The sequence below is a fragment of the Acinetobacter sp. ANC 5045 genome (assembly GCF_004331005.1).
GTDB lineage: Bacteria > Pseudomonadota > Gammaproteobacteria > Pseudomonadales > Moraxellaceae > Acinetobacter > Acinetobacter towneri.
Window position 1 is genome coordinate 298,190 of sequence record NZ_SJNS01000001.1, and the last position, 14,054, is coordinate 312,243.

A 14,054-nucleotide genomic window follows, 5' to 3' on the forward strand; every position below is an offset into this window, starting at 1 on the left:
AATAAAAAATAGCTAGGTGATTTTGTCTTTTCATGTGTGCAATCTCTACATTACAAAAACTGCGCCATAAAAAAAACCCCGTATCTGACGATACGAGGTTTTTGAAGTTTGGGTACGCTGAGGTTTACATCATACCGCCCATACCACCCATGCCACCCATATCTGGCATTGCTGGCTTGTCTTCTGGAATTTCAGTAATCATACATTCTGTTGTTAACATCAGGCCAGCAACAGACGCTGCATGCTCAAGTGCAGAACGAGTTACTTTTGCAGGGTCAAGAATACCCATTTCCAACATGTCGCCATATTCACCAGTCGCAGCGTTATAACCATAGTTACCTTCACCGTTCTTCACAGCATTGATTACTACAGATGGCTCATCACCAGCATTGGCTACGATTTGACGAAGCGGAGCTTCAATTGCACGACGAAGAATGTTGATACCTACGTTTTGGTCATCGTTAGCACCAGTCAGACCATCAAGTGCAGATGCAGCACGCACCAGTGCAACACCACCACCTGCAACAACACCTTCTTCAACCGCAGCGCGAGTTGCGTGAAGCGCATCATCCACACGGTCTTTCTTCTCTTTCATTTCAACTTCAGTTGCAGCACCAATTTTGATGACTGCTACACCGCCTGCTAATTTAGCAACACGTTCCTGAAGTTTTTCTTTGTCGTATTCTGAAGTAGATTCTTCAATTTGCGCACGGATTTGCTGTACACGCTCAGCAATTTGACCTGCATTGCCCGCACCATCCACAATCACAGTGTTTTCTTTAGATACCGTTACTTTATGCGCAGTACCTAAATGTTCAAGTGAAGTTTGCTCTAAAGACATACCAATTTCTTCAGAAATAACCGTACCACCTGTCAAGATTGCGATGTCTTGTAACATTGCTTTACGACGATCACCAAAACCAGGTGCTTTCACTGCACATACTTTAATGATGCCGCGCATGTTGTTTACAACAAGTGTTGCCAACGCTTCGCCTTCAACATCTTCAGCGATAATCAATAATGGCTTACCTGTTTTCGCAACTGCTTCTAGCACTGTGATTAATTCACGAATGTTGCCCACTTTTTTGTCTACCAACAAAATGAATGGGTTTTCAAGTTCTGCAGTCAACGTGTCTTGTTTGTTGGCGAAGTATGGCGAGATATAACCACGGTCAAACTGCATACCTTCTACAACGTCAAGCGAATCTTCAAAGCCTGAACCTTCTTCAACAGTGATTACGCCTTCTTTACCAACGCGTTCCATTGCTTCTGCAATTAACTTGCCCACAGTCGTGTCCGAGTTTGCAGAAATAGAACCTACTTGCTCAATCGCTTTCGTGTCAGAAGCAGGTTTAGCCGTTGCTTTAATGTCTGCAACGACTGCCTTAACAGCAAGGTCGATACCACGTTTCAAATCCATTGGGTTCATGCCCGCAGTTACAGATTTGATGCCCTCATTTAAAATGGCTTGTGCAAGTACTGTTGCAGTCGTTGTACCGTCACCTGCGATGTCATTGGTTTTACTTGACACTTCACGAACCAACTGTGCACCCATGTTTTCAAATTTGTCTTTCAGGGTGATTTCTTTCGCAACAGATACACCATCTTTAGTGATGTGCGGTGCACCGAAAGAACGGTCAATCACTACGTTACGGCCTTTAGGGCCTAAAGTTACTTTCACAGCATCTGCAAGTACGTTCACACCTGCAATCATTTTTGTACGAGCTGAATCACCAAATTTTACGTCTTTAGCTGACATGTTTAACTCCAAATATTTTTAAATAATGTTCAAATTTGCTTTGAATATGAGTTCTGAAATTAGCCTTCAAGTACTGCTAAAATGTCAGACTCTTTCATAATTAGAAGTTCTTCACCGTCTACTTTAACTGTGGTGCCTGCATAAGTACCAAACAAGACTTTGTCGCCCACTTTTACGTCTAAAGCGCGTACGCCATTGTCTGTAATTTGACCATTACCTACTGCAATCACTTCACCTTGCGCTGGTTTTTCTGCTGCAGAACCTGGAAGCAAGATACCGCCAGCTGTTTTTGTTTCTTCTTCAACACGACGAATAACTACGCGGTCATGTAATGGACGAATGTTGCTCATAAATAACTCCATCAGACTAGGTCTATGTATAGATTCCTGATGACGACTTATTTATTCCTTTGGTCATCATCAAAATAAATTTTAGATGACACAGTTGTGGGGATGGAAAAAAACGCTTCAAGGGGAAAAGCTAAAAATTTTTCAATTTTTGTTGTTTTTTTAGACAAGTTGGCTAGATCGGTGATTTATTCTGCATTTTGTTGCCACAACACAAATTGCTTTTGTGCGGCATCGAACAGGTAATGCTGCACATCCCCATGGTTACTCAATATATTTAAGCTATTGGGTATGCCCTGATGCAAACGATACGAAATTGCAGTACCTGCATGAATATCCAGCACAGGATGCGCTACACCTAAGGCATAAATTTGATTTAAGTCATACACGGCTGGTTGATGTAAATGCCCATGCAGCAAGGCATACAAACCATTTTTGCTCCACTGCTCTAAAGCAATTCGTCCCAACACTGGGCAATCTTTAATACCGTGACGATCATCTGGTGGTGTATAAAATGGTTGATGCGCCACCAAAATTTTTAACTTATTTGTGGGCGCAGCTTGCAGCAAAGTATCTATTTCCTGAATTTGATTCAAAGAAATATGCCCACGAGTATGAAAACGTCGCCGAATACTGTTCACCCCTATCACATAAAAATGGGCGGTTTCCAAAATTGTTTCCATACGCCCAAAAAACAACTGATACCGCGCAAACGGACTAAAAAAACGATTCCAAAGATGATATAGCGGAATATCGTGATTTCCTGGCACAACCAAATACGGTAAATTCAAACTGTCTAAAAAATGCTTACAAGCATAAAACTGTGCATAGCGTGCACGTTGGGTTAAATCACCACTGACCACAACCGCTTCCGGTCGCATACTTGCACACAGTTGTTGTACTGCCTGCATACAAGCCACATTTTCAGTGCCAAAGTGCAAATCAGAGAGATGCAGCAGCATGCGGCACCTTAATCTTCAATGCATTTTTCAATACAGAAATACGCAGTGGTGGGCGCATTTTGACAATTTCTCCATCAAGCGCCACGGTCAGTTGTTGGCGTTTACTATGAATGACCACCTGCTCTGCTGCAAAACTGTACATATCATTGGCTTGCTCAGCCTTCCCCTGAATTAATTGCCACAGAATTTTAAATAAAGTCAATTTATCGGACTTTGCCACTGCAACACCTGCGACTTTGCCTGCTGCAGCAGCTTTGGCAATACGTAAATTCATTTCAGACAGTTGTAATTGATTATTCCCAAAGAAAATGAGCGGCGTTTTCAGCGGATAGCGCTTTGTATCGACCTCTATTTCTAATTTTAATTCTTTACGGTCACGCAGCAGTACATCTAAAGCCGAGGTATAGGCATGTAAAGGAAAGCGTCCTAAATAACGGTTATAACGCTCACGTTTTTGAATAAATAAAGGGTATAAACCCAAACTGGCATTATTTAAATAGATGTGTTGATTGATTTGTGCCACATGCACAGCACGCGTACTGCCAGTTGCGATGACATGCGCTGCTTCAATTAAATCTAGCGGAATATTCAGTAAACGCGCCACGTAATTAAACGTGCCTAAAGGCAAAATACCCATCGGAATGTGAGTGCCTTTCAGTTTAGCCGCCACTGCATTTAAAGTACCATCACCACCTGCTGCAACCACTACACCGCTTAAATGCGCTGCTTGATGCCGTGCTAATACCTGTTGCATCAGTTGATCAAAATTGGCGATATCGCCCATTTCAAACAATTGGATTTCAAAACCATGCTGTGACAAAACATGCAGCAACTCTTCATAGACACCTTCTTGCTGTGTGGCATGAAATCCAGATTTTTGATTATAAATAAGCGATAAAGGCTGTAATGTTGTCGACATTTTCTTCAATCATTTTAAAGCTTTTGCTCTAATTTCGACCAATTGATGCAGAATGAAAAGCAGCTTTATGTAAAAATCGAATGATGACCATTCATTAAATCAATAATCATTCTTTATAAAATTTAAGCTATAAATATATGTTTTAATTAAAAATAATTAAAATAAATAATGCCCATATTTTTTTTAAATAATGATAAATAGAACACAAAAAAGTTGTAAGCCCATGTTTCATATATGTTATTCATTATTTATATGGGTATTTTTTACATAAAGCTAAATCAAGCCTATGTCTTATTTTTTTTATGTTTTTGTGCTTTAATACAGCCACTTTTTTTTCATATTTCATCTGAACCATGTACCCCATCGTTCAGATTGTACTTTGTACACGACTTGTACACATTTAAGATAGGCCTCACCATGACCCAAGTGAACGCACCAGAATTCGTTCGTCACCCTAAGCTTATTGCATGGGTTGAAGAAATTGCAAAGTTAACAAAACCAGCAAAAATTGAATGGTGTGACGGTAGCGCAGAAGAATATCAACGTCTAATCGACTTGATGATCGCTAACGGCACCATGCAAGCATTAAACCAAGAAAAACACCCTGGTTCGTACCTTGCAAATTCTGATCCTTCTGACGTTGCTCGTGTTGAAGACCGTACTTACATCTGCTCTGAAAACAAAGAAGATGCTGGTGCGACAAACAACTGGGAAGCGCCAGCTGAAATGCGCGCTAAATTAAACGGTTTATTCGACGGCTCAATGGCTGGTCGTACCATGTATGTGGTTCCATTCTCTATGGGTCCATTAGGTAGCCACATTGCGCACATCGGTATTGAATTAACTGACTCTCCTTATGTTGCTGTCAGCATGTCTAAAATGGCTCGTATGGGTAAAGCTGTTTATGACGTATTGGGCACAGATGGCGAATTTGTTCCTTGCGTACACACTGTGGGCGCACCATTGGCTGAAGGCGAGAAAGACGTTGCTTGGCCATGTAACAAAGAAAAATACATCGTACATTATCCAGAAACTCGTGAAATCTGGTCATATGGTTCTGGTTACGGCGGTAACGCATTATTGGGTAAAAAATGCTTAGCGCTTCGTATTGCTTCTGCAATGGGTCGTGAACAAGGCTGGTTAGCTGAACACATGCTTATTTTAGGCGTGACCAACCCACAAGGCGAAAAACACTACATCGCAGCAGCATTCCCTTCTGCATGTGGTAAAACCAACTTTGCGATGTTAATTCCACCTGCAGGTTATGAAGGCTGGAAAATTGAAACTGTAGGTGACGATATTGCTTGGATCAAACCAGGTGAAGATGGTCGCTTATATGCAATTAACCCTGAAGCTGGTTTCTTCGGTGTTGCTCCTGGTACAAACACCAAGACTAACCCGAACTGTATGGCAACTCTGCACAAAGACGTGATTTATACCAACGTTGCTGTGACTGACAACGGCGAAGTATGGTGGGAAGGTCTATCTAAAGAAGTTCCTGCAAACTTAACCAACTGGAAAGGTCAACCACATACTGGCGCAGAAAAAGCAGCTCATCCAAATGCGCGCTTCACTGTTGCAGCGGGTCAATGTCCTTCTATTGATGCTGACTGGGAAAATCCAGCAGGTGTTCCAATTTCAGCGTTCATCTTCGGTGGTCGTCGTGCAGACACAGTGCCTCTAATTTCAGAAGCATTTGACTGGGTAGATGGCGTATATAAAGCTGCAACTATGGGTTCTGAAACTACTGCAGCAGCCGTTGGTCAACAAGGTATTGTACGCCGCGACCCATTTGCAATGCTTCCATTTGCTGGTTACAACATGGCAGACTACTTCTCTCACTGGTTAGAAATGGGTGAGAAAGTTGGCGAAAAAGCAAAAGCTGCAGGCAACAAATTACCAGGTATCTACAACGTAAACTGGTTCCGTCGTGATGCAGAAGGCAACTTCGTATGGCCTGGTTTTGGTCAAAACATGCGTGTACTTGAGTGGATCATTGATCGTTGCGAAGGTCGTGCAGAAGCTGTTGAAACTCCAATTGGTTTTGTTCCAACGTATGAGCAATTGAACTGGACTGGTTTAGATTTCTCTAAAGAGCAATTTGAAACTGTAACAGCGCAAGACAAAGAACAATGGATCAAAGAGTTAGAAAGCCACACTGAGTTATTCAACAAACTTGGTGAGCGCCTACCTGCTGCATTGAAAGCACGTCAAGCTGCTTTACTTGAAGCGGTTAAATCTGCGTAATTCAACGCTGATTGCTAAGAAAAGGTCACTTCGGTGACCTTTTTTATTGCCCTAATATTTTAGTTGCTAAAAACATCAACATTCCAGCTTCAACATCCCCCGCTGATGTGTAAATACTAAATAATACGAAGATTCAAGGTAAAAACATGACATCATCAAAACACACTTATCACCCCCAATATAGACAGCCTACCACATCACCAACAAAGCCATGCTTTGTCCACTCAGCTATGGCATACTTAAAACAAGAATGAAATGACATCAAAACATGAGACATGATCATGAATAAAACCATGAAGAATACAATGATTATTTTGGCTATGACGGGACTTGGGTTAGGTTTATCCGCTTGTCAAAGTTTGCCTGAGCAAAACGAGAATAGTTTTATTGGCTATAAAGTCGAAAGCAAAACTGATCGCAACGCAGTATTAGCCTACACTCTTGCAGGACGTCAAAACCAACAGCGCGATGAAAGTAAATTACAGCGTGCCTGCCAAAAAGAACTTGGTGCGCATAAAACTTATCAATTGCGGATTTTAAGTATTAATGAAGTGGTGAATCCTGCAGCCAACCAACAAGACCCGTATGGTCGCCAACTTGGGCAAAGCCGCACCTCTATTGGCTTATCGAACACACCTGAGCTACATAGCAGTGAAAACTATGCTACACGTCAGGCCTTAGATGCTCGCCCAAGCACACTGCGCATTGTGCGTTATAGCTGCAATTAATTCGCGCCACAAAACTAGCTTCCTATAAGACGTGATGAGTTATCGCGTCTTATAAAAACTCACATTACGGAACTCTTTGGCTTCATCCAAATCTGGCCATGTGGTCGCGCTGCGTTCATCTATTTTTATATATTGTGGATGACTAAAGTTTTTCACTCGGCTGTCTGCCACCCAAACTTCTGGGGCGAACTTTAAGAACTCATCTAAAAAAAAGCGATTGCATTGATCATAAAGTACATCGGCAGCCAACAATACATCCACTTGTTCTGCTTTGTATAGATCATCTAAATATTCAAGCACCACATCATTCAATTCAGCATTGGCTCGACAGGCTGCAAGGCTAATGGGGTCAATATCACAACAAATTACCCGTTTGGCACCTGCCATTTTTGCAGCAATCGCCACCACGCCCGAACCTGCACCAAAGTCTAAAACGACTTTATTTTTTACTTGCTGCGGTTCTGCCAATAACCATTGCGCCATTGCAAGTCCTGAAGCCCAACAGAAAATCCAGTACGGCGTATCATTCCAAATACGACGAATCACTTCATCATCTAGCTTGTCGGTAGGAAATACTGGTGGAATAAGCCAAAGTGAAATAGGCGTTTCAGGCAATTGCTGTGCCAGTAATTCACAATTTGGAATTACATCATGTAAAGCATCTAAAAGATGTTCAGGGGCTTTAGGAAATTGAAAGGTACAGCTCATTGGATTTTTATTCGTTCTAATTTAAAAAGTTCCCTCTGCTTTTTTAAAGGAGAGGGAGCATTCATTATTTTTACAATGAATTCCCCACTCTTTTTTAGGAGAGTTAGGGAGAGAATTTTTAAGCCCTCATCCCAGCCTTCTCCCTGAGCCGTATACGGCGCAAGAGAAGGAGCATCCATTATTTTCACAATGAATTTCCCCTCTCCTGAGCAAAATTTAAAGCACTGCTTTTAAATTGAAGCGCAAGAGAGGGTTAGGGAGAGGTCTTCATCAACCTAACGCTTTCTCAGCCGCTTCAACCGTTTGACGAATCAAAGTTGTAATGGTCATTGGGCCAACGCCACCTGGTACAGGCGTATATGCAGAAGCAATCTCTTCAATGCCTTGCAATTGGATATCACCAACACCACCGCCATCACGTGGATGGAAGCCTGCATCAACAACCACAGCGCCTGGTTTGATCCAGTCTTTTTGAATCAATTCAGCTTTACCAACCGCACCAACAATAATGTCCGCTTGTTTCACAAAACTTGCAAGATCTTGGGTACGTGAATGGCAAATGGTTACTGTTGCATTGGCTTCAAGAAGCATCGCAGCCATTGGTTTACCTAAAATTGCCGAACGCCCCACAACAACGGCATGTTTGCCTGCAATTTCAATGTTTTTTTCTTTAAGAATGGTCATAATGCCTGCAGGTGTTGCAGAACCATATGCAGCTTCGCCCATTGCCATACGACCATAACCTAAACAGGTCACACCATCTACGTCTTTTGCAAGTGAAATCGCATCAAAACAAGCACGCTCATCAATTTGCGCAGGAACTGGGTGTTGCAACAAAATACCATGCACATCAGGATTGGCATTCAATTTTTCAATTTCTGCCAATAATTGTTCTGTGGTGGTTTCTGTTGGCAATTCTACTTTTAAAGAATCCATGCCCACACGACGGCAAGCATTGCCCTTCATGCGTACATAAGTTGCAGATGCACCGTCATCACCGACCAAAATAGTCGCTAGAATTGGGGTACGACCTGATTTTGCTTTTAACGCTTCTACACGTGTTAACAGATCAGCTTCAATTTGTTTTGCCAATGCACGACCGTCTAAAATTAATGCCACGGCACATCTCCAAATGTTGATATGAATCAATTTTGCAAATAATACATGATTATTTAGACTATTTTATTCTATATGTCGAATTAATGTGCATCTGCTCATTTAATAGTATTGTTTTTTTTTCAGAGCTTGCTAATATACGCATCACAAGACGCGGCGGGGTGGCAGAGTGGTCATGCAGCGGACTGCAACTCCGTGGACGCCGGTTCGATTCCGACCTCCGCCTCCAATCTTGTAAAACTATGCCCGAGTGGTGAAATCGGTAGACACAGGGGATTTAAAATCCCCCGCCCTCAAAGCGTGCCAGTTCGAGTCTGGCCTCGGGCACCATTTTAAAATAGATTAAAATGGTGCAAATAAAGAACCCAGCATTAAGCTGGTTTTTTTATGCCTAAATTTTAGGTTTTCCCCTCTTTATTCAATATTCAATGATGCCTCTATGAACCCTAAACAAGCGCTTCTTGATTTGCAGCAATTGCAACAACAATACCCTGCTGCATTTAAAAGAAATATTTTGTTTTATGGTTTTATTCAAAGCAAAGGCATGCTGGATGATTGGAAAGAAATGATTCCATGGGTCTTGGCCTGCCTGATTTTTATTCCTATTTCAATCAGTCTGGCGCACGGGATTCAAAACTTTGCACCGCAGTACGATGCCTTTCAAGCCAAGGCATTGGCGATTTTAGCCATCATGTTAGGTTTTATGCTGCTTCTACCTTATGTGTTGTATCAAATTAAACACAGTTCGGCATCGTGGTATCAACTACAGCAACATGCCACCATAAAAATAGCAGTATTGATTCTGCTACAAGCGGTAAATTTCGCCTATTTTCAGAGTGCAATTCTGCAAGGGATTTTATTCTTTTTCTGCATCAGTTTTGGTTTTGTACGTTTCTATAAAGAGAATATGTTCCGTGACCACATAAGCCTTGAACAAAAATATTGCTTAACGCAATTTCGCCGTGCTGCGTATTGGTCATATCGTCAAGCTGCTAAAATTCAATATCGGATGTATTTTTCCAATAAAAATAGCCCTCGTTTTGCCCAATTGAATCAGCAATATCAACATGCAATTCAGTTACATCAACAACTGATGCAGGTTGAACACAATTTATGTAAAAGCATTAAATACATAGATTTAGACAGTTATATTCAAGATAAACTCGATTAAAAACCTCCGCTTAATCATCAAAAAAAACCGAGCAACTTAGACTCGGTTTTCTGTAAATATCACACCAATTTTAAGCAGTTTTAGCGACATCAATGATTGGTTTTAAGTCTACACCATACTTCTGTTGATGACCACGCGTATCATCGAGTTTGTATTCACGTGCCTTAACCGTATCTATAAACTTCCAATCTGCAACCACTTGCGCACGATCAAAAGTCACCGTTAAATAACCACGTTGATTTAAGTTGCAATAATCCAGTTCATCAATCAGTTCTTGAAAGGCATATTCCAACGCTGCCATTTCGTCTGCAGGCACATTTAAGTAATACTCAATTCCGGGCGATGATACCGAGCTGGTCGCGAATTCCAACCCAACCTCATGATTTGTTTCATGTGTATGCAAGGTTGCAGCCCAAGCATTGTGAGTATCACCTGCCAACACCACTGTTTTTTTCCCAAGTTGCTGCAATGTCCCATACACAACTTCTCGCTCGTAGGCATAACCATCCCAAGCATCGAGGTTATAAGGTGCAACCGCATACAAACGTGCCTTATCTACTGCTGTCAAAGTTGGATCATTCGCTTTTAAACGCAATTTCAGCGTGACCAATTCTGTAATTTTCTGCTTCATTTGTGCAAGTGTTTCAGGTTGCTGATCACCATTGGTGATTTTCGCTAAAGGCAATAACAGTTCTTGTGGAATCAGTATTTTCGCCATCAACACTTGTTGAGCCAAAACATTCCAAGTAGCCCTAGACTGCCCCAACTGCTTTTGCAACCATTCTCGTTGAACTCCACCCATCAATGTGCGTTGATCACTAAATAAATCTGCCTGAAATTTAGCAGCATCAATACCTTCTGCCGTCATATAGTTAGCATAATCTAATTGCTTATGACGCGCCAAAATACGCGTATCCAGCATCATCAAATTCACCAAACCACCAAAATCAAACTGGCGATAAATATTCAAATGATCATTTTCTGCAACTGGACGAATTGGCATCCACTCGAAATAAGCCTGTAATGCCGCAATTTTACGTTCTATAAAGCTGCCTTCACCTTCTTGATGATTATCTGCACCCGCTTCCCAAGTATCATTACTGAGTTCATGGTCATCCCAAATGACAATAAATGGATGGCGTTGGTGAGCAGTCTGCAAATCAGCATCGGTACGATATAAAGCATAACGTTTACGATAATCATCTAACTTGATAATTTCTTTATCATTGTCTGCAGCAAAGGTACGTCCTAACTGTTTTGCATCGTCAGTCGCGTAGCCACCTTGTCCATATTCATAAATATAATCACCCAAGTGAATAATCACATCCAGATTGTTTTCCTGTGCCATTTCTTTATACACATGAAAATAACCTGCGGGATAGTTCGAGCAAGAACAGACCGCAAATTTCACTTGATCGCTGCGTTGTGGCAAGGTTTTGGTCTGTCCTATAGCAGAAACCGTATTACCAAAGCGGAAACGGTAATAATATTTAGTCCCTGCCTGTAAACGATCTGCGTCCACTTTAACAGTAAAATCTTGCGCTGCGCTGGTTTGTACTTTGCCAGTATTTACCAATTGCTTAAACGCCTCATCGCTGGCAATTTCCCAAACCACTTCAATGCATGCTGCCATGTCACTTGGCGTTACACGTGTCCATAAAATGATACGATCATGCAGCGGATCACCACTGGCGACACCATGCAAAAACTGCACCTTTAATGCATTTTCTGCTGTATTTTCATTGTCATCACCACATGCAGTTAATGCGACTGGCAATGACAACGCCCCAAAACCAGCCAAACTTTTTTGAATCAGCTCTCGGCGAGTTAAGCGAATGTTCATGAATATTCCTTTTATTTTTCTTGAGCGCTCAACATAGAAATTTATGATTTCGCTTTGATCTCAAATTCATGAAATATTGATGACAAACAGCAGAAATATACTGCAAACCGAACTTTTTTCAAGCTAATAAGTTGAATTGATTGAAAAGAAAGCAATTGTAAATAAATTTACTTGCCAAGATTTATTTCGTCCTCTATTATTGCGCACATGCCCGAGTGGTGAAATCGGTAGACACAGGGGATTTAAAATCCCCCGCCCTCAAAGCGTGCCAGTTCGAGTCTGGCCTCGGGCACCATTTTAATGAATCAAATCATTCAAATGGTGCAAATAAAGAACTCCAGCATTAAGCTGGTTTTTTTATGCCTAAAAAATATAATATTGAAAACGATAACACTTATGTGCCGATGATTTGAAATGTCTCTACAACGCTTTATCTTCTCTTTCAAATGGGTGATCTGTTTATGCTGCTTGCTCAGTTTTGCAAGCCATGCACAAAATCCCAGCCTTGAGTCAGCAACCGAATCCGTAAACCCAATTGAAACTGATGCAGAATTTTATGATGTTTTTGCAGGAACAGTGCAATATAAAAATCAAGAATTACAATTACGTCGTTGCAGCTTAGGCAACAATTTATATTTATTAAATTTCCAAAATCCTGAAGATAAAAAGCAATTCAAAACTTTGCTGCAACAAAATACAAAGTTTTGGGTCAATTTAATTGCACAGCCGAATGAACATAATGGGCTATATACGTTGAATGTTCGGGAAATTGCAGAACTACATACACAGCAAAGTTGCCATTTGGATGATGTTTTAGATGATTTATTGAATCACCCATAAATTAAAGCTGAAAGAGAGTGACCTATCACCACTCTCTCGTTGCAATCAACTCTTCCATTTCAATCTCGAAATAGCCTTGATCTTGCAGCACCATCATCATCGCCTCAGCAATATAATCTGCTGCGGTATCGTCCAAATCTGAATCCAGATCTTCAAATTGTGGTTTCATTTTATTAATGGCTTGCACGGTCTGATCTGCAAAATGATAAATATCGGTTTCAGATAAATTGGATTTAGACACGTGTTTTGCAAACTGTTGAATCAGTTGTTTTAACTCAGCAACTAAAATATCAGGATAAAACTCATCATCAAACATCGGGAGAAGTAAATCTGCAAACATACAGGCACTCAAAAATACAGAGATTCAAGCGTGCCTATATAGCATAAGCAGGGCTTTAATTCTAGCTTCGCCCCAATTTGCATACTGCGATTAATTTGCCAACTGCATTGCTTGCCAGACTTTAATGGCGTCAGACATGGCTTTCACATCATGCGCACGCACCATACAAGCACCTTGCTGAATACTGAGTAAATGTGCCGCTACAGAACCAACTGCACGCTGTGTTGGCTCTGCCCCACCCAAAGCTTCACCAATAAAGCGTTTACGGGACAATGCCGATAAAATTGGATACCCCATACCATTAAGTTGATGCAACTCATTTAACAATTTCAGATTCTGTTGTGCATTTTTCGCAAAACCAAAACCTGGATCAATCATGATATTTTCAGGCTTGACCCCTACCGCCAAAGCATCAGCGACACGTTGCTGCAATTCTGCAATCACATCTGCAGTGACATCATCATATTGATCTAAATTGTTCATGGTGGTCGGTTCACCACGCATGTGCATAATAATCACGGGGATATTTAACTCAGCAGCTGTTTGCAACGCATTTGGACGGGTCAGCGCACGTACATCATTCCAGATATGCGCCCCCGCAGCTACGGCAGCACGAATCACTTCAGGCTGTGACGTATCAATCGAAAGCACTACATCATAAGTAGATAAGGCTTCCGCCACAGGAACCACACGACGAATTTCTTCTTCTACACTCACAGGACTTGCCCCCGGACGTGTAGACTCACCGCCAATATCAATCACGGTTGCACCTTCGGCTATCATTTCCAAAGCACGCGCCACAGCAGCATCTTTTTCATTATGTCGCCCACCATCACTAAACGAGTCTGGTGTCACATTTAGAATTCCCATCACATGCGGCTGAGATAAATCTAAACGCAAACGTCCACATTGCAATACACGTTTGGGTAATGGCATTAGCTGCATGCTGGTCTTCCTTTCAATTTGAAAAGCTTATTTTAACAAGGCTAATTTTAAAGATGTGGAATTCTTTTCGATGAGCGTCAACAGACCTCAATATTCCGGTCACAACTGCACATAAACCACACGAATAAA

The 14,054-nt window shown here is 41.4% G+C and carries 14 protein-coding genes and 3 tRNA genes; 7 read left to right on the forward strand and 10 right to left on the reverse strand.

The window, feature by feature from the left end:
- Nucleotides 1–124 precede the first annotated feature (124 nt).
- From groL to E0H79_RS01535, 4 genes are all read right to left on the reverse strand, one after another.
- On the reverse strand, nucleotides 125–1,759 hold the full coding sequence (gene groL / locus E0H79_RS01520) for a chaperonin GroEL (protein WP_131260663.1): 1,635 nt from the start codon (nucleotides 1,757–1,759) through the stop codon (nucleotides 125–127).
- A 59-nt stretch (nucleotides 1,760–1,818) separates the two neighbouring features.
- Entirely contained in the window at nucleotides 1,819–2,109 is a 291-nt protein-coding gene (locus E0H79_RS01525) for a co-chaperone GroES (protein ID WP_004972131.1), read from the reverse strand.
- 185 nt (nucleotides 2,110–2,294) lie between these two features.
- Nucleotides 2,295–3,068 (reverse strand): metallophosphoesterase family protein, encoded by a 774-nt coding sequence (locus tag E0H79_RS01530; protein WP_131260664.1) that lies wholly within the window; start codon nucleotides 3,066–3,068, stop codon nucleotides 2,295–2,297.
- Nucleotides 3,049–3,987: a diacylglycerol/lipid kinase family protein gene (locus tag E0H79_RS01535; RefSeq protein ID WP_131260665.1), complete on the reverse strand. Its 939-nt coding sequence runs from the start codon at nucleotides 3,985–3,987 to the stop codon at nucleotides 3,049–3,051. Before E0H79_RS01535 ends, E0H79_RS01530 begins: the two co-directional genes overlap by 20 nt.
- Before the next feature lie 417 nt (nucleotides 3,988–4,404).
- On the opposite strand from E0H79_RS01535, the gene E0H79_RS01540 reads away from it, so the two are divergent.
- Nucleotides 4,405–6,234 carry a phosphoenolpyruvate carboxykinase (GTP) gene (locus E0H79_RS01540; RefSeq protein WP_004972137.1) on the forward strand — a complete coding sequence of 610 codons (1,830 nt, stop codon included), beginning with the start codon at nucleotides 4,405–4,407 and terminating at the stop codon, nucleotides 6,232–6,234.
- A gap of 293 nt (nucleotides 6,235–6,527) precedes the next feature.
- A complete protein-coding gene (locus tag E0H79_RS01545; protein ID WP_131260784.1) occupies nucleotides 6,528–6,962 on the forward strand; it encodes a hypothetical protein in 435 nt (144 codons plus the stop codon).
- A 39-nt stretch (nucleotides 6,963–7,001) separates the two neighbouring features.
- On the opposite strand, the gene E0H79_RS01550 is transcribed toward E0H79_RS01545, so the two are convergent.
- The 3 genes from E0H79_RS01550 to folD form a co-directional block, all read right to left on the reverse strand.
- The gene (locus E0H79_RS01550) at nucleotides 7,002–7,670 is read right to left on the reverse strand and encodes a class I SAM-dependent methyltransferase (protein ID WP_004972140.1); all 669 of its coding nucleotides are present in this window, start codon (nucleotides 7,668–7,670) and stop codon (nucleotides 7,002–7,004) included.
- On the reverse strand, nucleotides 7,667–7,849 hold the full coding sequence (locus tag E0H79_RS01555) for a hypothetical protein (RefSeq protein WP_096900994.1): 183 nt from the start codon (nucleotides 7,847–7,849) through the stop codon (nucleotides 7,667–7,669). The genes E0H79_RS01550 and E0H79_RS01555 overlap by 4 nt, the downstream gene beginning before the upstream one ends.
- 91 nt (nucleotides 7,850–7,940) lie before the next feature.
- Nucleotides 7,941–8,789 (reverse strand): bifunctional methylenetetrahydrofolate dehydrogenase/methenyltetrahydrofolate cyclohydrolase FolD, encoded by an 849-nt coding sequence (folD, locus tag E0H79_RS01560; protein WP_004972142.1) that lies wholly within the window; start codon nucleotides 8,787–8,789, stop codon nucleotides 7,941–7,943.
- Between the two features lie 152 nt (nucleotides 8,790–8,941).
- Here folD and E0H79_RS01565 point away from each other — a divergent pair.
- The 3 genes from E0H79_RS01565 (at nucleotide 8,942) to E0H79_RS01575 (ending at nucleotide 9,957) form a co-directional block, all read left to right on the forward strand.
- Nucleotides 8,942–9,015, forward strand: a tRNA-Cys gene (locus tag E0H79_RS01565).
- 15 nt (nucleotides 9,016–9,030) lie between these two features.
- A tRNA-Leu gene (locus E0H79_RS01570) sits at nucleotides 9,031–9,116 on the forward strand.
- Nucleotides 9,117–9,225: 109 nt separating this feature from the next.
- The gene (locus tag E0H79_RS01575; RefSeq protein WP_096900995.1) at nucleotides 9,226–9,957 is read left to right on the forward strand and encodes a hypothetical protein; all 732 of its coding nucleotides are present in this window, start codon (nucleotides 9,226–9,228) and stop codon (nucleotides 9,955–9,957) included.
- 70 nt (nucleotides 9,958–10,027) lie between these two features.
- Here E0H79_RS01575 and E0H79_RS01580 read toward each other — a convergent pair whose 3' ends face one another.
- Complete coding sequence (locus E0H79_RS01580; RefSeq protein WP_131260666.1) at nucleotides 10,028–11,800, reverse strand: alkaline phosphatase D family protein; 1,773 nt, start codon at nucleotides 11,798–11,800, stop codon at nucleotides 10,028–10,030.
- A gap of 209 nt (nucleotides 11,801–12,009) precedes the next feature.
- Here E0H79_RS01580 and E0H79_RS01585 point away from each other — a divergent pair.
- A tRNA-Leu gene (locus E0H79_RS01585) sits at nucleotides 12,010–12,095 on the forward strand.
- A 119-nt stretch (nucleotides 12,096–12,214) separates the two neighbouring features.
- A complete protein-coding gene (locus E0H79_RS01590) occupies nucleotides 12,215–12,640 on the forward strand; it encodes a hypothetical protein (protein WP_131260667.1) in 426 nt (141 codons plus the stop codon).
- A 25-nt stretch (nucleotides 12,641–12,665) separates the two neighbouring features.
- Here the strand turns inward: E0H79_RS01590 and E0H79_RS01595 are convergent, their stop codons facing one another.
- Together E0H79_RS01595 and folP are read right to left on the reverse strand one after the other, a co-directional pair.
- The gene (locus E0H79_RS01595; RefSeq protein WP_131260668.1) at nucleotides 12,666–12,980 is read right to left on the reverse strand and encodes a DUF5713 family protein; all 315 of its coding nucleotides are present in this window, start codon (nucleotides 12,978–12,980) and stop codon (nucleotides 12,666–12,668) included.
- 90 nt (nucleotides 12,981–13,070) lie between these two features.
- Nucleotides 13,071–13,925: a dihydropteroate synthase gene (gene folP, locus E0H79_RS01600; protein WP_096900999.1), complete on the reverse strand. Its 855-nt coding sequence runs from the start codon at nucleotides 13,923–13,925 to the stop codon at nucleotides 13,071–13,073.
- Between the last annotated feature and the right edge of the window lie 129 nt (nucleotides 13,926–14,054).